Raw genomic sequence first — 21,716 nt, 5'->3', positions numbered from 1 at the left:
CCTGTCTATGTATCGGTGAGGTTGACGCTGGTGTCGGGCGGCGGCGGAATCGGCCCGCCATTCGCAGATTCAATATGATATAACCAGGCCAGCAGTTCCGCAATCGCCCGATACAGGCCGGGCGGAATCTGGCGGTCCAGGTCGACATCCATCAGCAGCGCCACCAATTCCTTCGACTCATGCACGAAGACGCCGTGTTCGCGCGCCGTGCTGATGATCTGGTCCGCGATCAGGCCGCTGCCCTTGGCCACCACCTTGGGCGCCGGCGTGCCGCTCTGGTAAGCGAGGGCGACGGCTGTCTGCGGCACCTTGCGCTTGGTGTCGTCAAGCATCGTCTTCTCCAGCCGCCTGCGGCTTGCCGGCGATCGTCAACGATGACAATGGCCATCCGGCCGCGGCCAGCGACGCTTCCAGCCGCGCCGCATGCTGGCGCAAGGTATCGGCGCTGCCTTCGCTGCCCGCTTGCAGCTGGATGGCCACGCTGCCGCCCTGCAACACCACGTGCGCGGCCAGGTCGCCCAGCAGGGGAAACTGGAAGCGCACATTGCTGCGCCAGGCCGTCGCTTCCTCGTCGGCGTCACGGCTCTCGTGCTGCTGTCCTTCCGGCGCATCGCGGCTGATATCCCACTGCATCTTCTGGCCGGGCCAGGCTTCGCCCTGCCACTGCACGCGCGCCTGTTCGTGCGTATGCAGCTGCAAATTGATCAGTTGCGCCGATGCCAGGTCGGTGCCCGTCCTGACGACGTCGCCCTGTGCCGCCTTCTGCATTTGCGGTTCCAGCAACAGCGAGGCCAGCGGCCGCTTGCCCTCGGCCCATTCGGCCACATGCGATTCATAGAACAGGCCGCTGCTGCCGACGGCATCCTGCAGTTTCTGGGCCACCTGGGCCGGGGCGGCGTTTGGCGTGGCCATCAGCGGCGTCTTGCCGACCAGGGACAGGGGCGCGCCGGGCACGCTTTCAGCCTGGCTGAGCACTGTGCTGATGGCGCGCGCGGTCGTGCTCAGCTCCGGCGCCGGCGTGTCGCCGGCCAAGGCGGGCAGCAGATTGGCTGGCGTCAGCGGTGCGCGGCTGAGCAGGGTGGCGGCCGTGCTGCTGGCGCGCGTGCCGGCCTGGGCGGCGCCGGCCTGGGGGCCGCGCAGGTCGGCAGCCTCGGGCTCGGCTTCCGCGTCCGCATACGTCAGCAGGGCGCTGGCGGGCTGGTCGCGGTTATTGCCGATTTGAAAAGAGGGGCGGGGATTGATGCCAATCAAGGTCAGCGGGATTTCCGTGCCCGCCTGGGCGCCCGCGGGCAGCTGCATGCGGGCTGGCGTACCGGCCACGCGCACGAGAAAGCTGCCGTCGCCCATGCGGGCCAGCACCTGTCCCTGCATGGATTTGCCGATCAGTCCCTGCAGCGAGCGCTGGAACTCGGCCTGGCGCGGGTCGGCGACGGCATCGGCAGCCCGCGTGGGCTTGACCGGGGTCAGGGGCGTCATGCCGATCGCATCCATCTTCGGCAACATGATAGCTCGCCTTGCCCCGTGGGCGTTTAGACGCCGTAGGCGTTGGCCAGGCGCCGCTCGGTGCCCGTGCTGTTGATCAGCTTGGACAATTGCGCCATCCACGGCATGGTCAGGTCGCGGATCTTGCGGTCGTCTTCCAGGATCTGCTTGATCAGGGCGACCTTGCGCTGGCGGCCGGCGCTTTCCAGCACGACTTTTGCTTCATTCGCCTTCAGCGCGGCCACATGCGCGCTGATGCGCTGTTCCAGCGCTTCGAGCTCGTCCCAGTCGGCGTTGGTGGCGGCGGTCACCATCCGGCCCGTCAGGGTCTGCATGGCTTCGTAGGTGGTCAGGACTTCTTGATGGGTCATCATGGATCAGGCGCTCGCAAGGCTGGGCATACGTTTCAAATCGGCGCCGGGAATGGCGGCCGGCGTGGCGCCGATGGCGTTCCAGGTTTCGCGCAGGTCGGTCAGCAGGCGCTGCACTTCTTCCAGCAGGGTAATGTCGTTTTGCAGGTTGGCCGTCAGCAGACGCGCGCTCATGTATTCATACAGGGCGTCGAGGCCTTCGGCGATCTGGCCGCCCGCGTCCTTGTCCAGGCTGGCGCGCAAGCCATTGTCGATGATCTGGATGGCTTTCGAGATGGACTTGCCTTTTTCCGGCACATTGCCCGATTTCATGTGCATCTGCGCGCTGAGCACGGCCACCAGGGCGCCGTCGTACAGCATCACGATCAGCTTGTGCGGCGAGGCCGAGCCGATGCCCGTTTCCAGGCCGACCTTGGCATAGGCGTTGACGCCGCGTTGTTGGGTTCCAAACATATATTCTCCTGACGATTGGGCTTAACGGTTGGCGGCGATGGCGGCCAGCTGCTGGGTCAAATAGGTTTGCGTCGACTGCAGTTTGCTCAGCGTCACGTCCAGGCGCGTGTATTGGGCGCGGTAGCGTGCCTCGATATCGCCCAGCTTTTCCGAAAACTTGTCGCGCTGTGTGGCAACGGCCTTGATGCTGTCGTTGATACCCTTGCTGCGGTTGGTCAGCATGCCGTCGGTACCGAGAAACGAGGTCGCCAGGTTGTTGAGCTGATATGCATAGCCTTGGGAAAAACTGACCGTGCCGCGGTCGCCGACGGTGCCGCCGGTGACATCGACCTTGAGGCCTTCCGCGGTGGAACCCGGGGCGCCCGTCAGTGTCTGGCCAGAGCCGACCACGGGTTGGCCGCCCAGGGTGCCGGCCACGTCCGTCCCTTTGACGGAGGTGGCGGCGCCAAACAGATTGGCGACAGGCGTGCCCGTCAAACTGGCCATGGAAAAGTTGGAAACGGAACCATAGCGGCTGGAGGCGATCTTCAGGGTGCCGTCGGCTTCGACGGCAGCGGTTACCGTTGAGCCTGTATCAGAAAACGCCTTGACGCCATTGATCGACGATTGCAGCAGCGAGGCCAGTTGCTTCGGCGTATAAGTGCCAGCCGGAATGGTGACCTTCGCCGTATTTTTTGCGGCGCTGGGGTCGGTGTCATTGAGGGTCACGCTCCAGGTCGTATCGCTGGCGATAGTGGTGCTGGCAGGCAACGGTGCGGTGCTCTTCAGGCTGCCTTGGCTGGCCATGGTACTGATGATCAGGGCATAGGTGCCCGGCTTGGTTGCCGCCGTCGAGCTGTTAAACGATACCGTGCTGTCGGAGGTTTTTCCCAGAGCGGAAAACAAGCCGCCAATATCGCCGAAGTTGCTGCTGATAGCTTTGTCCAGTTTGGTGCCATCGAGTGCCAGGCTACCATCTTTCTGAAAAGAAATTCCGACCTGGCTCAAGGACGACAGGCCGCCGCTCAAGCCTGTGATCGATGAACTCAACTGCCGCCTGAGCTGGCTCTGGATGGATTGTGCCGTCGAATCCCCGAGCAGGACGCCGCCCTTCTTTGTTTCTGCATCGTAAGACGTCAATTTCGCAATCGCCGTATTCAGGTCGTTGTAGGCCTTGACGAAGGAATTGATACTGTTTTTGACGGTCGATGTATCTTTTGCCACCGACATCGACGTGCTGCCAACCTTGATCACATTGAGTGTGACGCCTTCGATCGCGCTATCGATGCTGTTTGAGCTGCTGGTGATGGGAATACCATTTACGCTGAGCAATGTATTCTGCGCTGCGCTATTTTGCTTCAGGTTTTGTGTTCCTGCGGGGTCATAGGACAGCAAATTGGCCAGAGCGGGATCGACCGTTTGGCCTTCCGATGCCGCCAATGAAATTTTCATGGTCGAATTGGCGCCGGTCTTCGTTGAGCTCAGCACCAGATGGTAGGGATTGTCGCTGCCGTCGGAAACGATACTGGCGGTAACGCCGAGACCTGCGTTATTGATCGCATCACGGATGCCCTGCAAGGTATTGTTGGTCGAATCGATCACGACGGACCCCGTCGCTTGCGTGCCGTCCTGCGCGAACGAGGCGCCGATATACGCGCCGCCGCTGCCAGCCGTCAATCCGGCTGCCGCGGGATTGCTGCCGGCGATGAGAATCGGACTTGCGTTGCTGGAGCTCAATGTCACGGAGCTGCCAAAGGTGGCATTCGACCCTGTCGTGGCTGCGCCCGTGGCATGGCCGATGCCGCCCGACACCGTGCCGGTGACGACTTCCTCGATTTCCAGGTTGGATCCATCGGCACGGGTAAATTTCAGGCTGCCATCGGCTGCACTGCCGGTGACCGTGATGTTGGCTGCCGCCAGCGCGTTCGAAACGGCGTTCGGGCCTGCCAGTGTGGTATCGAGCGAGGCGGCGGTCAAGCCCGCTCCCGCGCCCACACCGTTGCCTTGGGTCGTGATCTCGACGCCGCCAACGGACAGCGTGTAAGTGCCGTCGGCACCGGTCGCAACATTGCCGAAGCCGCTGAACAGCGTGGCCGGACTGATGGTCGGCTGCGCCGTGGCCGTCACGCCGGTGGTGTTGCTTTTGGCATTGATGGCATCGGCCAGTGCGCGCGCGCTTTTCGTGCCGCTGTCGGTGGGGATGGCAGTGCCATTCAATATCAGGGAACCATTGCTGATGCCATTCTGCATGGTCGCTGCGGAAAAGGCGGTGCCGGCCAGGCCGAAAGTGCCGCCGGTCAAGGAGCCGAGCTGGAAGGAAATGGTCGTTTTGGCGCCGCTGCCGATGGTGGAGAGCTTGTTGCTCAATCCACCTGACGTCAGCGTTTGCGACTGTGCCAGCTGAGTGACGTTGATATTATAGTTGCCGGCGACGGCTTTGGCACCGGCGCTGGCGGTCATCACCGTCAAATCCGCTGGCGTGGCGCTGACGGCGCGGAAGTTCGCGCTGTTGCTCAAGCCCGTCAGCGATCCCTGGAAAGCACTGACGGCACCGCTGAGCGTGCCCATTGCACTGAGTTTGGCCTGGTACGACGCGGTTTTCTTGTCAAAGCCATTCAGTGGCACTGCTTCGGCAGCCATCAGCTTCTCGATGAGGGCGTTCACGTCCAGGCCGCTGGCGCCGGCACCGATGCCCGGCGATGATATTGTAGGGGTGATAGCCACGGAATGCTCCTAGGAAAACGCTAATATAAGCTGTTATCGGCAGAATCAATCAGGACTTGAGAGGGGGATTTACCGCGCTGTTTTCAGCGGCGGGGGAATAAGAAGGGTGAAAATGGAAAATATTATCTTTCTTGTATTGAAATGCGGGGCCGGGTAGTTGGACTACCTTGCCCCGGTGTACTGCTGATGCCTGCTGCCACGATGCTGCGCTGCCGTGGGCAATGCCATTATTCTATGCGCTTTGGCTGATCAGGGAGCCTTTGGCCGCATCGAAGGTCTTGGCCAGGGCCAAGGCTTCTTTCGAGGGAATCTGGCGCAGGACTTCCTTGGTTTCCTGGTCGATCACTTTGACCACTGTGCGCTGGCTGTCTTCATCGATGGAAAACTCCAGGCCCTGCGTCTTCATTTGCGAAGACTGGTTCAGGTCCGATACCGCCTGGTCCAGCTGCTCGCGGCTCGGTTCACGGCTGGCTTGCTGTGCGGTGACGGCGCTCTGCTCCGTGGTGGCGCGGGGGGGTGTTGCCGGGCGTGCCGGCGACGCGTCCGTCGCGGCGTAACTCTTGTCTATTCTGGCCGCGGAGGCGGCCGCTATCGCGTCGATAGTCATGGTGCTCTCCTAGTGAAAATTCCCCTGCCGAAAAAATCCGGCAGGGGAACCTGAGTCCAGCGATGTTGCGAAGCTAATCGACGATTAACCGCGCAGCAGACTCAGGACGCCGTTTGGCAGCGAGTTCGCTTGCGCCAGCATGGCCGTACCAGCTTGTTGCAGGATCTGGCCACGGGTCATGCTGGCCGTTTCTGCTGCGAAGTCGGTATCGACGATGCGGCTGCGCGATGCGGACAGGTTTTCCGTGGTCGATTGCAGGTTCGAGATCGCCGAGGCGAAGCGCGATTGCAAAGCACCGTACTGGGCGCGCTGGCTGTTGACCGAAGCCAGTGCCGAGTCGGCGATTTTCAGTGCCAGCTGGGCGCCGTCGAACGTGGTTACGTCCAGCGATGCAACCGATTTCAGGCTCGAGGTCGCGGCCAGGGCGTAGCCCGAACCGGCATCCTTGACTTCAAAGCTCTTGTCCGAGTCGAACGTCACGCGGCCGTTACCAAAGCCTACCGCGCCGACACCCTTGATGTCGAGTGGCGTTGCCGTCAGGACATCTTTGGCCGTTGCCGTATCGGTTTTATAGGTACTGGCGGTAAATGTCGTGTTGGCGACTGCTGCGGTATTGGTCAGGACGATGTCGTTGCCGGTCGAATGGCTCAGCTTGATGCCCTTGTTGGCCGAGTCGTACTGCGCCGTCACGCCGGTGTTAGCCGTTTGCGCATTGATGGCGCTGATACCTGCCGCGAAGTCATTCGCCGTGCCGCCGGCGGTGCCGACCGAGAACGAGATCGCCACTGCGTTGGTGTTGTCGCTTTTCAGTGTGAACGAATACGCTTCGCCCTGGCCCAGGGTCAGGCCGATATCGGTCCGGGCCGAGGCGGTGACGCCGGTTTTCGACGTTTGGCTGTTCACGCCGGCGGCGATGCTCTTGGCCGTGTCGCCTGCCACGGTGGTGTACTTGCCGCTACCGAGCGAACCGTTGATCGTGACATCTTTTGCCGCTACCGTGTTGGTGGCGGTGATCTTGACTTGGGCAGCGTCGGTTTCCGTACGGTTGTTGCCGTAGGTATTGGTCAGGAAGTTTGCGCCGCTGGCCGAAATCAGCTGATTCGCATCTGCGCCGACTTGGAAGTTGGCCGTACCCATGGTGCCGTCCAGCAGCGCCTGGCCGTTGAACGAAGTTGTTTGGGCGATACGGTTCAGTTCCGAGCTCAGTTGGCCTACCTCGGTTTGCAGCGCCTGGCGGTCACTCGACGAGTTCGTCGAGTTCGACGATTGCACGGCCAGTTCGCGGATGCGTTGCAGGATGTCGCCCGAGCTTGCCAACGCGCCTTCAGCCGTCTGGGCCAGCGAAACGCCGTCGTTGGCATTGCGGGTGGCTTGGGTCATGCCGCGGATTTGCGACGTCATGCGGTCGGAAATCGCCAGGCCAGCAGCATCATCCTTGGCGCTGTTGATGCGGAAGCCGGAGGACAGGCGTTGCAGCGAGGTGGTCAGGGACGACTGCGAAGTCGACAGGTTGCGTTGCGAATTCAGGGACGAGATGTTGGTATTAATTACTGCAGCCATGATAATTCTCCAGACAGGTACTACATTGCGCTATGTGCTAGTCACTTTGGCCTGCCCCGCTGTTCCGGGACAATCAAGCCGCTGTTGTTTAAGGTAACGGTTGCTCTGCGGGAAAATTTATGGCGAAAACAGCTTTAAATTTTAATTTTTAGCCCTTCAGTTTGTGCTTGGCCGCGCGCTAAACGACATGATTTAAAGAAACTTGAGGGTAAAAATAGTTTTATTTTCATATCGTGCGCATGCCGACGGTGCGCTAGAGCGAGGAAAACATTGTCGTTTATATTATGAAAAATGCCGTCCGGCTGGGGCAGCGGGACGGCATGGCGTGGGGGCGGGCAGGGTTCAATCCGCCACCACCACCCGATTCTTGCCCGTCTGCTTGGCCTGGTACATGGCGCGGTCGGCGCGCTTGACCAGTTCGGCCTGGTCTTCGTTGGGCAGACGCAGGGCCACGCCGGCGGAGAAGGTGATCAAGACTTTTTCGTTGTCGTGCAGGAAGAAATGCCGGGTCAGCTCGCGTTGCAGCCGCGTCATCGTCGATGAGGCCGCTTCGACCGTGGTTTCCGGCAGCAGGATGAGGAATTCCTCGCCGCCGAAGCGGGCGATGACGTCCATCGAGCGCAGGGTTTCCTTGACGATTTTCACCAGGTGCTTCAGCGCGGCATCGCCGGCCAGGTGGCCATAGGTGTCGTTCAGGCGCTTGAAGTCGTCCAGGTCCAGCATGGCGATGCACAGCGGCGTGCCGCGGCGGTCCGAGCGGGCCGTCTCGCGCTCGAACACGTCGTCCAGGCCGCGGCGGTTCAGGCTGCCCGTCAGCTGGTCTTCGCGCACCAGCTCGCTCATATGCTGGAGCTTCGCTTCCAGCGTGTGGATGCGCTGTTCCGCGTCCTGCACTTCCTGGCGCGCCAGCACCATCTTGTCGCGCGCGCGCAAGGCCTCGTTCTGCACCATGCGCGTTTCGCGCAAGACTTCGTCGAGAACGCTGTTCAACTCGCTGATATTTTCCGCCTGGCTGATCTTTTCCGAATAGCCGCCGATCTTTTCGTGGAAGTCGCCCGTGCTGGCCGCCACTTGCCCCAGGCGGTCGATGAAGGTCATCATCATGTTTTTGACCGTCAGCTTGACGTCGGACAGGCTGTGCTTGAGCTGGCTTTGCTTGTAGATGACTTCCTTCAGGCTGCGCGTGGCGTCTTCCAGCGCGCGCTGGTCGAGCGGACCGGCGATCAGGTTTTGCACGGCGTCGACCTGGCCGCGCAGCCAGCTGTCGTCGTCGAGCAACTGGCTGACGTTGTCCAGCAGCAGCTTGAACAGGCGCAGCAGCAATTCCTGCTGCTCGGCCGTGTCGCCGCTTTTCAGTTCGATCTGATAGCACAGCTGTTTCAGGCGCAGGGCCGCTTCGTTCAGCGCTTCTTCCGTGTGGGCCAGCTTGATGGCCGCGCCCAGCGATTCGGCTTCTTCCACGAGCGCGGGCGTGCCCGTCAGCAAGGTGGCGACGGCAAAGCCGAGGGTGCGGCTGAGCAATTCACGCAGGGTGCGCGTCTGTTCGCCGTCCGGCAGGGGCGGCAATTCGATGCCGCCGCTTTTCTTGACCTGTTTCTCGGCCAGTTGCGCCAGGGTACGTGCATAGCCATCCCAGTCGCGCGCTTTCAGGGCGCGCTGGAAACGCTTGCCAAAGTCGCCCAGTTCGCCCGCCGATTCGCTCATCTTGGCGGCGAATTGCGTCAGGACGTTTTCCGCACCGCTCTCCGTGGGGGCGCTGGCGGCCAGCACGGCTCCCGGCGTAGCCGGCGTCTCGGCCGCTTCGCTGATGCCCGCGATTTCATTGTAGATGTCGCGGTAGGCGCTCGGCGTGGGGGCGATGCGGCGCGTGGCCAGGCGGCGAAACGCTTCGCGGGCGATATCGGCCGGGTTCATCGCCGCAGCGGCGGCGGTATTCGTGGCGCCAGCGGGAGCGCCTGCTGGTGAGGATGGCAATTTACTGGACATGTAGGCACAGCCTTTTTAGATATTTCTCATTATCCTCATGATATGCGAGTTGGCAAAGAACTTATTGTGCGAGAAGCAAGGATAAGTCCTGTCAATTCGCCCGATGCCAGCGGGCATGCCGCTTTGCCGTCAATCCACCAGCTGGTTGCGGATGGCGTAATGCGTCAGTTCCGCGCTGTTCTTGAGCTTCATCTTGACCAGCAAGCGGGCGCGGTATTCGCTGACGGTTTTCACGGACAATTTGAGCTCTTCGGCGATGGCGCCCACCGCCTTGCCCGAGGCAATCATGACCAGCGTCTGGTACTCGCGGTCCGACAAGGTGTCGTGCAAGGCCGTTTCGTGGTCTTCGCCCACCGTGTTGGCCAGTTCCTGCGCCAGCGAGGCGCTGATGTATTTCAACCCTTGCGCCACTTGCCGGATGGCCGTGACCAGCTCGCGCGGCGCGCTCTGTTTCGTCAGGTAGCCGGCCGCGCCCGCCTTGAGCGAACGGATGGCGTACTGGTCTTCGCGGTGCATGGACAGCATCAGCACGGCCAGTTCCGGCTTTTCCTTCTTGATCTGCTTGAGTACCTCGATGCCGCTGCGGTCGGGCAGGGAGATGTCAAGCAACAACACCTGGCATTTCGAGCCGCGGAACAGTTTGATGGCGTCGTGGCCATTTTCGGCTTCGCCAGCCACGATGATGTCTTTCGTGTCGGCGAGGATTTGCTTCAAGCCTTCGCGCACGATCGCGTGATCGTCGGCGATGAATACCCGGATGGTGGCTTTTTCTTTCATGACTGCATTGTTTCCTATCTAATTCACCCACTAGGCCGCGTCTGGCGGCGGCCCGCTGTGCGCGGGCGCACTGGCTGCAGCCGCTATTATCGCCTCTCGCGGGGTGGTCAGACGGATTTTTATGCTCAGGATGGTGCCGCCGTCCGGCCCATCCATCAGGCTCAGGCTGCCGCCCAGCGCGCTGGCCCGTTCGGCCATGCCGCGGATGCCGAACGACTGCGGCTTGGCGCGGTCGGACAGGCGCATGCCGACGCCATTGTCGGCGATGGTCAGGCTGATATGCTGGCGCTGCCTGGCCAGGCGCACGCTGACCTTGCTCGCCTGCGCATGCTTGGCGATATTCGTCAGCGCCTCCTGGGCGATGCGGAACAGGCTGGTCGCCTGGTCCAGCTCCAGTTCGATGTGCTGGCGGTTGGAAATGAACTGGCACTCGATGCCGGCCTGGCGCGCGAATTCCTTGACTTGCCAGTCCAGCGCGGCGACCAGGCCCAGGTCCAGCATGGAGGGGCGCAAGTCCAGCGAAATGCGGTGCACGGCGTCGATGCTGCGGTCGACCAGGGCATCGACATAGTCGGCCTTTTCCTGCAGCAGCGGGTCGTCCGGCGGCAGGCGGCGCGCCAGCATGGCCAGCGCCATCTTGATCGCCGTCAAATTGCCGCCCAGGTCATCGTGCAATTCGCGCGCCAGGCGCGTGCGTTCGTGTTCCTTGACCTTGTCGATATGCGCCGTCAGCTCGGCCAGGCGCGCGCGCGACTGGCGCACTTCGATCTGTTCGAGCCGGCTTTCCGTGATATTCGTCATGATGCCTTCCCATTGCACCGTGCCGTCGGCCAGCGCGCGCGGCGTCGAGCGCAGGTTGATCCATTTGACGTCCTTCCAGGCATCGATCCAGATCCGGCCTTCCCAGTTCCAGCTCCACAAGGCGCTTTTTGAGGCTTGCATCGATTCCAGATACGAGGCGCGGTCGTCGGCCAGGATCAACTGGTAAAACAGTTCCGGGCGCGCGTGCAGCAGCGCCGGGCTCAGGCCCAGAAGGGCCTGGCAGCCTTCGCTCAGGTAGGCAAAGGACGCCCGTCCATCCGCATGCAGGCAGAACTGGTACACGAGGCCCGGCGTATTCGAGACGATGGCGTTGAAGCGCGACTGCACCTGCGCCAGGGCGGCGGCCGTCGCCTGCGGCGTACGCAAGTCTTCGCCCTCGGCCAGCAACAGGGGGCGCCCCTGGCGCTGGGCGCGCGACAGGTGCAGGCTGAGCGAATACAGGCTGCCATCGCAGCGCCGCTGCTGCACGTGCAGCCGGGCTTGCGCGCCGATGCTGTCGTCCAGAGTGGCCAGCACGGCGGCCAGCTGCTGCGCGTCGAGCTGCGGCGCCAGCGTGAAGGGCGTCATCGCCAGCAATTCCTTGCGCGCATACTGCAAGTTGTCGCAGGCGGCATCGTTGGCGTCCAGCAATTGCAAGCTGGCCGCGTCGTACAGGTAGATTTCCGGCGCCGCCGCGCGCAGGGCGGGGGCCAGCCGGGGAGTGTCGTGCATGGAGTTGCCTTTCTTCATCAGCGGCGGGCGCGCCAGAAGGCGGCAAAGCGGCGCAGCACCCTGGCTGGGCGGGAATTATGACGCCCTGGCGTGCCCTTGCGCAAGCGCTGCCACCAAGCGCGGCGGGCGCGGCCCAGGGCGGCCGACAGGCGGCTGACACGGCGCCACGGGCGCGTGGCGCGCAGCCGGGCGATCCAGCGGTCCTTGGTTTCCATGAAGAGGCCATGCCAGCGCGCAAACCACGGCAAACTGAGCAGGGTAGGGCGCGTCAGCGAATACAGGCGCGCAACGGCGGCCGCGCCGCCCAGCTTGGCGATGACGATCACGCCGATGCCGGAAAACGCATGGCCGCGCGCGATCGCCAGCAGGGCCAGCAGCTTGACGGGAAACAGCAGCACGGCCGGCAGCATGAAGATGGCCAGCGCCCAGTACGGCGGCAGGCGCTTGATCCACGCTTCGAGCGCATGCAGGGGCGGAAATTGCGACACCACCTGCATGATGCGCGCGCCCGTCGCCCATAGCCATTCCTCGATCAGCAGGCAGATGGCGGCCAGGTAGACCAGCGGCGCGAACAGCCAGCGCCTGACTCTGTAGATTTTTTTCATCCGTCTCCGTGTGCGGCCCACGTTTGCCGCGATTGCCACGATGATACGTCAAAAAAGCCCGCCTGCGCCCGCATCCCGTGTGCCCATGGCTTCCTGGCGGGGCTACAATAGGCAGATGAATAAAGCCTTTGTAAAAGAATCGGACAACGACGACGATGAAGAAGCGGTCGCGCTGGCGCTGGCCATTCCCGCCGGCGCCAAGAACTACATCACGCCGGCCGGCTACCAGCGCATCAAGGAAGAGCTGCTGCAGCTGATCGACGTCGACCGTCCGGAAGTGGTGCGCATCGTCCATTGGGCGGCGTCGAATGGCGACCGTTCGGAAAATGGCGACTATATCTATGGCAAGCGCCGGCTGCGCGAAATCGACCGCCGCATCCGCTTCCTCACCAAACGCATGGACCTGGCCGCCATCGTCGATCCCAGCGTGCACCATGGTAACGACCAGGTGTTTTTCGGCGCCACGGTAACCTACCGCACCAGCGACGGCGAAACGCACACCATCACCATCGTCGGCATCGACGAATTCGACCCCCTGAACGGCAAGATCAGCTGGGTCTCGCCCATGGCCCGCACCATCACCAAGGCGCGCGAAGGCGACGTGATCACCCTCAACACGCCGCTGGGCGAGCAGGAACTGGAGTTGCTGGAAGTGACGTATCCGGCGCCGGGGGAGGGGTAAGCTTGCGGTGACGCAGGACGCCAGAGGCGCGCGCTGGCACACTGACCATTCAGTTGGTATCAGGAGTTGCCATGCCCCGTCGCCTTCGGCTCGTCTTGCCCGGCGTTCCGTTACATGTGGTGCAACGTGGCGTGAATCGCCAAGCCTGCTTTCTTGATGGGCAAGACAAGCAGCGTTATCTGGATTATCTGCACAGTTGTTTGGCGCTTGCACCATGCCATCTGCATGCGTATGTGCTGATGAATAATCATGTGCATCTATTGCTTTCCACGCAAAGCACAACGTCCCTGTCGTTGCTGATGAAAATGCTGAACCAGCGTTATGTGCAGTATTTCAACTGGCGTTATGGCCGCACCGGCAGTTTGTGGGAGGGCCGCTACAAATCTTGCCTGGTACAGGGCGAGCGTTATTTATTGATTTGCCAGCGCTATATCGAACTTAACCCTGTCAGGGCCGGTATCGTGGCATTGCCTGGTCAATATTGCTGGTCCAGTTATCGAAGCAATGCGCAGGGCGTGCATGATGATCTGCTGTCTCCGCATTCTTTATATATGCAACTTGGATGTGATGTGCTTGAGCGGCAAAAGACATACCAATCGTTATTTCAGGATGAATTAGGCGATCGCTGCATCGGACAACTGCGAGAAGCAGTCAATGCTGAATTTGCGGTGGGGGATCAGGCGTTTTTACGACGCGTTGCGGAACTGAACCGGTAGCCCGCAGCGGAGATCCGGGGTCAGTCGCTTCGCGATCGGAATACGTCCCATTGGGACGTATTCCCCCGGCGGGTCTGACCCCAGCTTTTTGCCGCGTGAATCAGTTACGCTCGCGCAGGATGCGGTTGACGCCGGCCACTCTGCGCACATTGCGCAGCAGGGCGGCCAGGTGGACCCTGTCCTTGACCTGCACGGTGAAGCGCAGCTGGTCGAGCACGTTGTCCTTGTCTTCGTCCATGCCGACATAGATGATGTTGGCGTCCGATTCGCCGATTTCGGCGGCCACGCGGGCGAGGATGCCCCGTTCACTGTTGATCAAGACCTTGATGCGGCAGTCGAAGCGGCGGTTCAGTTCGGTTCCCCAGCGCACGGCGATCCAGCGGTCCGGTTCCTTGGCGCGCTGGCGTTTCGCTTGCGAGCAGTCGCTCGTGTGCACGAGCAAGCCCTGGTCGCGGCGCAGCTGGCCGATGATCTGGTCGCCCGGAATCGGCAGGCAGCAGGGCGCCAGTTGCACCGAGACGCCTTCGCTGCCGCAGATGGTGACGGGGTCCAGTTCGCTGCCGCTATTGTGTTCCACGGGCATGCTGGCCGCTTCGCCGCCGATCAAGCCGAAGATGTGGCGCGCCACCAGGGTGGCCATGCGCTTGCCGATGCCGATGTCCGCGTACAGCTCGTCCATGGAATTGGCGCTCGATTCGTTGAGCAGGCGTTCGACCAATGGCGCTTGCAGGTCGGCGTCGATGTTCAGGGTGTGCAGCGCCTGTGACAGCAGTTGCTGGCCCAGGGCGATCGATTCGGGCAGGTTGATCGTGCGCAAGTGGTGGCGGATGGCCGAACGGGCCTTGCCGGTGCGCACGAACGACAGCCACGTCGGGCTGGGGCGCGACGAGGAATCGGTGATGATTTCCACGATGTCGCCATTGTGCAGCTCGGTGCGCAGGGGCGAGGTTTCGTTGTTGATTTTCACGGCCACGGTCTGGTCGCCGATGCCCGTGTGGATCGAGTAGGCGAAGTCGATGGCCGTGGCGCCGCGCGGCAGGGCGATGATCTTCGATTTCGGCGTAAACACGTAGACGGAATCGGGGAACAGGTCGACCTTGACGTGTTCGAGGAATTCGGCCGAGTCGCCCGTCTGCTGCTGGATGTCGAGCAGCGATTGCAGCCACGCATGGGTGCGCTGCTGCAGGTCGGACGGGTTCGATTCGCCGCTCTTGTACAGCCAGTGCGCCGCCACGCCGGACTCGGCCGTGCGGTGCATTTCCTGCGTGCGGATCTGGAATTCCACGGGCGTGCCGTACGGGCCGATGACGGTCGTGTGCAGCGACTGGTAGCCGTTCAGCTTGCGGATCGCGATGTAATCCTTGAACTTGCCCGGCATGGGCTTGTACAGGCTGTGCAGGGTGCCCAGGGTCACGTAACAGTCGGCAAAGCTGCCCACCACCACGCGGAAACCGTACACGTCCAGCACTTGCGAGAACGACAAATGCTTGCTGCGCATCTTTTTATAGATGTCGTACAGGGTCTTTTCGCGGCCCGTGACGTCGGCTTCGAGCTCGGCCATGGACAAGGTGCTTTTCACCGCTTCCATGATCTTGTTGACCACCTCGCGCCGGTTGCCGCGCGCCGCCTTGACGGCTTTCGCCAGGGTGCGGTAGCGCATCGGATACAGGTGCGAGAACGACAGGTCCTGCAGCTCGTGGTAGATGTTGTTCAGGCCGAGACGGTGCGCGATCGGCACGTACACTTCCATGGTCTCGCTGGCGATGCGGCGTTTTTTCGCCGCCGTCATGAAGTCCAGGGTGCGCATATTGTGCAGGCGGTCGGCCAGCTTGATCAGGATCACGCGCACGTCGGATGCCATGGCCAGCAGCATCTTGCGGAAGTTTTCCGCCTGTGCTTCGATCTGGCTCTGGAATTCGATCTTTTCCAGCTTCGACAGGCCGTCGACCAGGTGCGCCACCGGAGCGCCGAAGCGCTCGATCAATTCTTCCTTCTTGACGTCCTGGTCTTCCATGACGTCATGCAGCAGGGCGGCCATGATGGCTTGCGCGTCGAGCTTCCAGTCGGCGCAGATTTCGGCGACGGCGATCGGATGCGAGATATACGGCTCGCCCGAGCGGCGCATCTGGCCCAGGTGCATTTCGTCGGAGAAGCGGTAGGCTTCCTTGACTTTTTTCAGGTCGGCGGGAGACAGGTATTCGGCCAGCTTGTCGGCCAGATGGCTGACGGAAGCCACGCCGAGGGCGGGCGCTGGCGGTACTGCGGGGGTGTTGCTGCCGGACGTGCCGGCGCCGGGCGCGGAAGCGCCCTGCGATTTTGCCGCCTGGCGCGAGGCCAGGGGCGGCAGTGCTGCGGAAGTCGTGTCGGCTGGGGTCAGACTCATAAAACGTCGCGTTGCTTCACAGTGTGAATAAAGGATACGGTAGAACCAGGGGTCAGCACTGTTCCGGCACGCGGGTTCCCACTTACATCGGGACCTTTTTCAGCATTTCGATGCCGACTTTACCGGCAGCGATTTCACGCAGTGCGACGACGGTAGGCTTGTCCTTGGCTTCCACCTTTGGGGTGTGGCCTTGCAACAACTGACGTGCGCGATAGGTCGCAGCCAGGGTCAGCTGGAAACGGTTAGGGATCTGCTTCAGGCAATCTTCGATTGTGATACGGGCCATAGTAACTCCTAAAATTTTTGCGTGGTGCTGTGTGAACTGGCGTGCCGTTGCAGCGTTTTTACTCTGCGTGCAGGCCCAGCTGGGCGAATAGCGATGCGTTGCGGGCCGCTTGTTGCGCAAACCGGCAACGGGCCGCTCTCACGATCGCGCTCAGTTCGGACAAAGCGACCGTAAACTCTTCATTGATAATAACATACTCGAACTCGGGAGCGTGTGCGATTTCGCCGCCGGCCGCCAGCAGGCGGCGCGTGATCACGTGCGGCTCGTCCTGGCCGCGCTTGTTCAGGCGTTCTTCCAGCGCATCGATCGATGGCGGCAGGATGAAAATGCCGGCCGCGCGGGGAAATTGCTTGCGCACCTGGCGCGCGCCCTGCCAGTCGATTTCCAGCAGGATATCGGTGCCGGCGGCCATTTGCTGTTCCACCATAATGCGCGAGGTGCCGTAGTAATTGCCGTGCACTTCCGCCCATTCCAGGAATTCGCCCTGGTCGGCGCGCGCGACAAAGTCTTCCGCCGTCGTGAAATAGTACTCGCGGCCATGCTGCTCGCCCGGACGCGGGGCGCGCGTGGTGGTCGAGATCGACAATTTGATGCCGGGCTCTTGCGCCAGCAATGCATTGACCAGTGTCGATTTGCCGGCGCCCGATGGCGCGGCGACCACGAACAGGCTGCCGGAGAAGGCGGTAGGGTGGCTCATGCGGATCTTTCCATTTGCGTGTGATGGCGGCGTGTGCGCTTGCATGGGCGCCGCCCAATTCGGTATTTTACCAAGAGGCAAGGCGGCGAGCCAGCCCTGCGATGCGCCTGGCCGCCGCGCCTGCGCATTTTTTGCTTGTTATCCTGAAGAAATAGTTATCTAATTTGGAATATTTTTTCTTTATCGACAGGATGTGCGCATGAAAAATTTCCCGTTCCTCAGTATTGCCCAGGCCATGCTGTTGCTGCGCGTGGCCATCGCCGTGATGTTCATGGCGCACGCCATCACCCGCATCGCCAACGGCACCATTCCCCGCTTTGCCGGTTTTCTGGAAGACAAGGGATTTATCTATGGCCTGGCTGTCGTGTGGGCGATTACCATCGTCGAGATCGTTTGCGGCAGTTTGCTGATCGCCGGCAAATACATGCGCTGGGCGGCGGCCGGCCTGATGGTGATCTGCCTTGGCGGCATCGTCATCGTGCATGCGGCCAAGGGCTGGTTCGTGGGCGAGCATGGCGCCGGCGGCGTGGAGTACAGCATCGTGCTGTTTGTCGCCTGCGTCGTCATCGCCGCCAGCGACAGGGCGCGCACCGGAGCGCGCCTGGCGTAAGTTGCATGCCCTGTCTCAGCGGGGCAGCCGGCCCAGGGCGATTTCGCCGCTATTGAGCACGATGGCCCGTCCATTCACATCGGTGCAGTCGCGGTTGCTGATGCGCACGATGGCGCTGTCGACCGAGACTTCCGCGCCCAGGTTGCTGCGCGAGCAGATGCGGTAGGAGGCGGCGTCGGCGCCCGTGTAGATGGCGGCGCCGCGTTCCTTGAGAGCGAAACACCCGGAGGCGCAGCCTTCAACCGCATACGGCGACGGCTGCTGCGCAGGTTGCGCTTGCGCGCCTGCCGCCAGCAGCGCCAGGGTGACGCTGGCGAGCGTCAGGATGCGTGGTGCGGTCATGGCTTATTCCAGGTTCTGCACCTGTTCGCGCATCTGCTCGATCAGCAGCTTCAAGTCCATCGAGGCGTCGGCCAGCTCCTTGACGGAGGCCTTGGCGCCCAGCGTATTGGCTTCGCGGTTGAGTTCCTGCATCATGAAGTCGAGGCGCTTGCCCACTTGCCCGCCCTTGGTGAGGATGTGGCGCGTTTCGCCCAGGTGGGCCGACAGGCGCGCCAGTTCTTCGGACACATCGATGCGGATGCCGTACAAGATCACTTCCTGGCGGATGCGTTCCATGGCGTCCTGGCGCGACAGGGCCGAATTCGAGCCCTGGCTGGCCAGGCCCAGCGCATCCTGCATGCGCTCGATGGCTTTTTGCTGGAAGGCCGCCACCACTTGCGGAATCAAGGGCGTGATGCGCTTGACGATGGCTTCCATCGCTTCGATGCGCGACACCAGCACCGCTTCGAGCGCCGCGCCTTCGCGCTTGCGGCTGTCGACGAAGGCGGCCACGGTGCGGCGGGTCAGTGCGCCCACGTCCGCCTGCAGGGACTCCTGTCCCACTTGCGCTTCTTCGATGACGCCAGGCCAGCGCAGCAGTTCTGCCACCGTCATGACGGGGGCGGAGACAAAATGCTGGCCCACTTCGTTTTGCAGGCGCGCCAGTTCGGTCAGCAGGGGCACGTTCAGCGCCTGCGTGCCGGCGGTCGCAGCCTTGCGGCCAAAGCTCAGGCGTACCTCGACTTTGCCGCGCGTGATGGCGGACATGACGGCGGCGCGCAAGTCAGGTTCCAGGGCCCGCAGATCGTCGTTGATCCGGAATTGCAGGTCGAGAAAGCGTGAGTTGACGCTCTTGATTTCAATTGTCAGTGTGCCTGCAGCACCTTCGCTGGTGGCAACCGCGTAGCCTGTCATGCTTGAAATGCTCAAAGGATTCCCCGATTTGATCTTGTATACAGTCACTTATACACTTAATCAGCCAGCGCAGGCAATACTGCCCGCGCCGCGAAACAGGACCGAAGTGCCCGATGGCCTGAGAATTGCTGAATAGTGTGCGTTTTACGGCATTGTAAAGAAAATTGTGTTTGGCGGGGCAGGATTGTAGGGATCATGTGTGCGCCGCCCGCCATTGCGCCCTGCGCTGTTGCATGGCTGCAAATGGGCGCGCGCGCGGTGGTAGAATCGCTGCCGCAACCCCAATCACACAGGACATCCCCATGACATTCGAATCCCGCCCGAGCGGCCGCGCCGTCGATGCGCTGCGCGCCATCCGCATCACCCGCCAGTACACCAAACATGCCGAAGGGTCGGTGCTGATCGAGTGCGGCGACACCAAGGTCATCTGTACCGCCAGCATCGAAGACAAGGTGCCGGGCTTTCTGAAGGGCAAGGGCCAGGGCTGGTTGACGGCCGAGTACGGCATGCTGCCGCGCTCGACGCACACGCGCATGGACCGCGAAGCGGCGCGCGGCAAGCAGTCGGGCCGCACGCAGGAAATCCAGCGCCTGATCGGCCGCTCGCTGCGCGCCGCCTTCGATTTGCAGGCGTTCGGCGAACGCACCCTGCACCTCGATTGCGACGTGATCCAGGCCGATGGCGGCACGCGCACGGCCTCGATCACGGGTGCCATGGTGGCCGCGTATGACGCGTTTTCCCAGCTGCAGGCGCGCGGCGCGATCGCCGCCATCCCCGTGAAGAGCTTCGTCGCCGCCATCTCGGTGGGCGTCTACCAGGGCATGCCGGTGCTGGACCTCGACTACGTGGAAGACTCGGGCTGCGACACGGACATGAATGTGGTGATGACGGAAGCGGGCCACTTCATCGAAGTGCAGGGCACGGCCGAAGGCGCCGCCTTTGACCGCGCCGGCATGAACCGCCTGCTGGACCTGGCGCAGGGCGGCATCGCCGACCTGATCGCCCTGCAAAAGCAAGCTCTCGGCATGTAATCTTTACATAAATTTACATGTCTTCGCCCGCTGCGCCGGGCAAAAAGCCCGCACCTGCCGTTTTTTTTCGGCAGCGGCGGGCCAGGGTGAGGGGAGCGCAAAAGGTTTACAATGTCGGCACTTCAACCGGACTACTGACATGACCCAACGCCTCATCCTCGCCTCCAACAACGCCGGCAAGCTCAAGGAATTCAACGAGCTGCTCTCGACCATCGGTTTTTCCGTCCACGCCCAGGGCGAATACGATGTGCCGGAAAGCGACGAACCGTTCCACACCTTCGTTGAAAACGCCTTGCAGAAGGCGCGCCACGCATCTCGCCTGACGGGCTTGCCGGCGCTGGCCGACGATTCGGGCGTGTGCGTCAATGCGCTCGGCGGCGCGCCCGGCGTGTATTCGGCCCGCTATGCGGGCGAGCCGAAATCGGATGCGGCCAACAGCGCCAGGCTGATCGCCGACCTTGAGGCGCATGCCGACAAGTCCGCGTATTACTACTGCGTGCTGGTGTATGTGCGCCATGCGGACGACCCGCAGCCCGTGATCGCCGACGGCCGCTGGAACGGCGAGATGATCGCCACGGCACGCGGCAATGGCGGCTTCGGCTACGATCCGCATTTCTTCATTCCCGCGCTGGGCAAGTGCGCGGCCGAACTGACGTCCGATGAAAAGAACGCGCTGTCGCACCGCGGCCAGGCCCTGCGCGCGCTGGTGGAAAAGCTGCGATGATCCCGATCAAACTGGTGGGCGCCGTTGCCCAATCGGCCGCCAAGTCGGCAGCCAGGCCCGTGCCGCAGGAAGGCATTTCCGGCGCGGCCGGGGCGGCCCTGAAGTACCTGCAGCCGGGCGCGCTGAACCTGACGGCCCTGCCGCCGCTGTCGCTGTACATTCACTTTCCGTGGTGCGTGAAAAAATGCCCGTATTGCGACTTCAATTCGCACGAGGTGCGCGGCGACTTGCCGGAAGCCGAATACCTGGCCGCGCTGCGGCTGGACCTGGAGATGGCGCTGCCGCTGATCTGGGGCCGCAAGATCCACACCATCTTCATCGGCGGCGGCACGCCCAGCCTGATGTCGGCGGCGGGCCTGGACCGGCTGATGTCGGACGTGCGCACCCTGCTGCCCCTGGAGCCCGATTGCGAAATCACCATGGAAGCCAATCCGGGCACCTTTGAAGCGGAAAAATTCAAGTCTTACCGGGCCAGCGGCATCAACCGGCTGTCGGTCGGCATCCAGAGCTTCAATGGCCGCCATCTGCAGGCGCTGGGGCGCATCCATGACGACAACGAGGCGCGCCGCGCGGTGGAGATCGCGCATGCCAACTTCGACAATTTCAACCTCGACCTGATGTACGCGCTGCCCACGCAGACGCTGGACGAAGCGCGGCAGGACCTGGAGACGGCGCTGTCGTTCGCGCCACCGCACCTGTCGCTGTACCACCTGACCCTGGAACCGAACACCCTGTTCGCCAAGTATCCGCCCGCGCTGCCGGACGACGACGAGAGCGCCGATATCGCCGACATGGTGGCCGCGCGCGCCGCACAGGCCGGCTATGGCCGCTACGAAGTGTCGGCCTATGCGCAGCCGGGCCGCCAGGCACGCCACAACCGCAATTACTGGGAATTTGGCGACTATCTCGGCATCGGCGCGGGCGCGCACTCGAAGATTTCGTTCCCGCACCGCGTGCTGCGCCAGGCCCGCTACAAGCAGCCGCGCGCCTACATGGACGCGGTACTGGCCGGTAGTCCGGTGCAGGAAGAGCGCGAACTGGCGCGCGAGGAAATGGGCTTCGAATTCATGTTGAATACCCTGCGCCTGACGCAGGGCTTTGCGCCGAACCTGTTCGCCGAACGTACGGGCCTGGCCCTCAACGCCATCGAGCAGCCGCTCAATGCGGCCGAAGCGAAAGGCTTGCTGTACCGCGACCACCAGGTCATCCGTCCGACGGAACGGGGATTGTGCTTCCTGAATGACCTGCAGCAGATGTTCCTGGAGGATTAATGG

At 62.5% G+C, this 21,716-nt stretch carries 22 protein-coding genes; 6 read left to right on the top strand and 16 right to left on the bottom strand.

Annotated elements, in window-relative coordinates; translation table 11 throughout:
* Positions 1-5 precede the first annotated feature (5 nt).
* The 11 genes from AC1RBA_RS09875 to AC1RBA_RS09825 form a co-directional block, all read right to left on the bottom strand.
* A complete protein-coding gene (locus AC1RBA_RS09875; protein WP_035821344.1) occupies positions 6-332 on the bottom strand; it encodes an EscU/YscU/HrcU family type III secretion system export apparatus switch protein in 327 nt (108 codons plus the stop codon).
* Positions 325-1,503, bottom strand: coding sequence for a flagellar hook-length control protein FliK (gene fliK, locus AC1RBA_RS09870; RefSeq protein ID WP_492417931.1), 1,179 nt, complete (start codon positions 1,501-1,503; stop codon positions 325-327). The genes AC1RBA_RS09875 and fliK overlap by 8 nt, the downstream gene beginning before the upstream one ends.
* Positions 1,504-1,529: 26 nt before the next feature.
* A complete protein-coding gene (locus AC1RBA_RS09865; RefSeq protein ID WP_492417929.1) occupies positions 1,530-1,856 on the bottom strand; it encodes a flagellar protein FliT in 327 nt (108 codons plus the stop codon).
* Positions 1,857-1,859: 3 nt separating this feature from the next.
* Positions 1,860-2,306, bottom strand: a complete 447-nt coding sequence (gene fliS, locus AC1RBA_RS09860; RefSeq protein WP_230502636.1) for a flagellar export chaperone FliS — start codon at positions 2,304-2,306, stop codon at positions 1,860-1,862.
* 21 nt (positions 2,307-2,327) lie between these two features.
* Positions 2,328-5,009: a flagellar filament capping protein FliD gene (fliD, locus tag AC1RBA_RS09855; RefSeq protein WP_230502638.1), complete on the bottom strand. Its 2,682-nt coding sequence runs from the start codon at positions 5,007-5,009 to the stop codon at positions 2,328-2,330.
* Positions 5,010-5,241: 232 nt separating this feature from the next.
* Complete coding sequence (locus AC1RBA_RS09850; protein WP_230502640.1) at positions 5,242-5,616, bottom strand: flagellar protein FlaG; 375 nt, start codon at positions 5,614-5,616, stop codon at positions 5,242-5,244.
* An 84-nt stretch (positions 5,617-5,700) separates the two neighbouring features.
* Positions 5,701-7,176, bottom strand: a complete 1,476-nt coding sequence (locus AC1RBA_RS09845; protein ID WP_492417926.1) for a flagellin N-terminal helical domain-containing protein — start codon at positions 7,174-7,176, stop codon at positions 5,701-5,703.
* A 342-nt stretch (positions 7,177-7,518) separates the two neighbouring features.
* On the bottom strand, positions 7,519-9,090 hold the full coding sequence (locus AC1RBA_RS09840) for a diguanylate cyclase (protein WP_070222378.1): 1,572 nt from the start codon (positions 9,088-9,090) through the stop codon (positions 7,519-7,521).
* Between the two features lie 201 nt (positions 9,091-9,291).
* The gene (locus AC1RBA_RS09835) at positions 9,292-9,939 is read right to left on the bottom strand and encodes a response regulator (protein ID WP_034753998.1); all 648 of its coding nucleotides are present in this window, start codon (positions 9,937-9,939) and stop codon (positions 9,292-9,294) included.
* 30 nt (positions 9,940-9,969) lie between these two features.
* Complete coding sequence (locus tag AC1RBA_RS09830; protein ID WP_492417924.1) at positions 9,970-11,472, bottom strand: sensor histidine kinase; 1,503 nt, start codon at positions 11,470-11,472, stop codon at positions 9,970-9,972.
* A gap of 17 nt (positions 11,473-11,489) precedes the next feature.
* Positions 11,490-12,077, bottom strand: coding sequence for a hypothetical protein (locus AC1RBA_RS09825; RefSeq protein ID WP_492417922.1), 588 nt, complete (start codon positions 12,075-12,077; stop codon positions 11,490-11,492).
* Between the two features lie 115 nt (positions 12,078-12,192).
* Between AC1RBA_RS09825 and greB the strand changes: the two genes are divergently transcribed.
* Together greB and AC1RBA_RS09815 are read left to right on the top strand one after the other, a co-directional pair.
* Positions 12,193-12,759 (top strand): transcription elongation factor GreB, encoded by a 567-nt coding sequence (gene greB / locus AC1RBA_RS09820; protein WP_070222382.1) that lies wholly within the window; start codon positions 12,193-12,195, stop codon positions 12,757-12,759.
* A gap of 71 nt (positions 12,760-12,830) precedes the next feature.
* Positions 12,831-13,475 (top strand): transposase, encoded by a 645-nt coding sequence (locus AC1RBA_RS09815; protein WP_071653818.1) that lies wholly within the window; start codon positions 12,831-12,833, stop codon positions 13,473-13,475.
* A gap of 100 nt (positions 13,476-13,575) precedes the next feature.
* On the opposite strand, the gene AC1RBA_RS09810 is transcribed toward AC1RBA_RS09815, so the two are convergent.
* The 3 genes from AC1RBA_RS09810 to gmk form a co-directional block, all read right to left on the bottom strand.
* On the bottom strand, positions 13,576-15,858 hold the full coding sequence (locus AC1RBA_RS09810) for a RelA/SpoT family protein (protein WP_099408924.1): 2,283 nt from the start codon (positions 15,856-15,858) through the stop codon (positions 13,576-13,578).
* 82 nt (positions 15,859-15,940) lie between these two features.
* On the bottom strand, positions 15,941-16,144 hold the full coding sequence (gene rpoZ, locus AC1RBA_RS09805) for a DNA-directed RNA polymerase subunit omega (RefSeq protein WP_010400723.1): 204 nt from the start codon (positions 16,142-16,144) through the stop codon (positions 15,941-15,943).
* 58 nt (positions 16,145-16,202) lie between these two features.
* Positions 16,203-16,841 carry a guanylate kinase gene (gene gmk / locus AC1RBA_RS09800; protein ID WP_080753685.1) on the bottom strand — a complete coding sequence of 213 codons (639 nt, stop codon included), beginning with the start codon at positions 16,839-16,841 and terminating at the stop codon, positions 16,203-16,205.
* Positions 16,842-17,040: 199 nt separating this feature from the next.
* On the opposite strand from gmk, the gene AC1RBA_RS09795 reads away from it, so the two are divergent.
* On the top strand, positions 17,041-17,451 hold the full coding sequence (locus tag AC1RBA_RS09795; protein ID WP_071650226.1) for a DoxX family protein: 411 nt from the start codon (positions 17,041-17,043) through the stop codon (positions 17,449-17,451).
* A 15-nt stretch (positions 17,452-17,466) separates the two neighbouring features.
* Here AC1RBA_RS09795 and AC1RBA_RS09790 read toward each other — a convergent pair whose 3' ends face one another.
* Together AC1RBA_RS09790 and AC1RBA_RS09785 are read right to left on the bottom strand one after the other, a co-directional pair.
* The gene (locus AC1RBA_RS09790) at positions 17,467-17,793 is read right to left on the bottom strand and encodes a hypothetical protein (RefSeq protein WP_070222386.1); all 327 of its coding nucleotides are present in this window, start codon (positions 17,791-17,793) and stop codon (positions 17,467-17,469) included.
* 3 nt (positions 17,794-17,796) lie between these two features.
* A complete protein-coding gene (locus AC1RBA_RS09785) occupies positions 17,797-18,687 on the bottom strand; it encodes a YicC/YloC family endoribonuclease (protein ID WP_070289142.1) in 891 nt (296 codons plus the stop codon).
* 302 nt (positions 18,688-18,989) lie between these two features.
* On the opposite strand from AC1RBA_RS09785, the gene rph reads away from it, so the two are divergent.
* The 3 genes from rph (at position 18,990) to hemW (ending at position 21,713) form a co-directional block, all read left to right on the top strand.
* A complete protein-coding gene (rph, locus tag AC1RBA_RS09780; protein ID WP_046685905.1) occupies positions 18,990-19,718 on the top strand; it encodes a ribonuclease PH in 729 nt (242 codons plus the stop codon).
* A 139-nt stretch (positions 19,719-19,857) separates the two neighbouring features.
* Complete coding sequence (gene rdgB / locus AC1RBA_RS09775) at positions 19,858-20,442, top strand: RdgB/HAM1 family non-canonical purine NTP pyrophosphatase (protein WP_492417919.1); 585 nt, start codon at positions 19,858-19,860, stop codon at positions 20,440-20,442.
* Complete coding sequence (gene hemW / locus AC1RBA_RS09770; RefSeq protein WP_492417917.1) at positions 20,439-21,713, top strand: radical SAM family heme chaperone HemW; 1,275 nt, start codon at positions 20,439-20,441, stop codon at positions 21,711-21,713. Before rdgB ends, hemW begins: the two co-directional genes overlap by 4 nt.
* Positions 21,714-21,716: the final 3 nt, after the last annotated feature.

This window comes from Janthinobacterium sp. GW823-FHT03B06 (genome assembly GCF_058796955.1).
The sequence above is the reverse complement of the archived record's forward strand: the minus strand, read 5'-3'. Positions and strand labels throughout refer to the sequence as shown.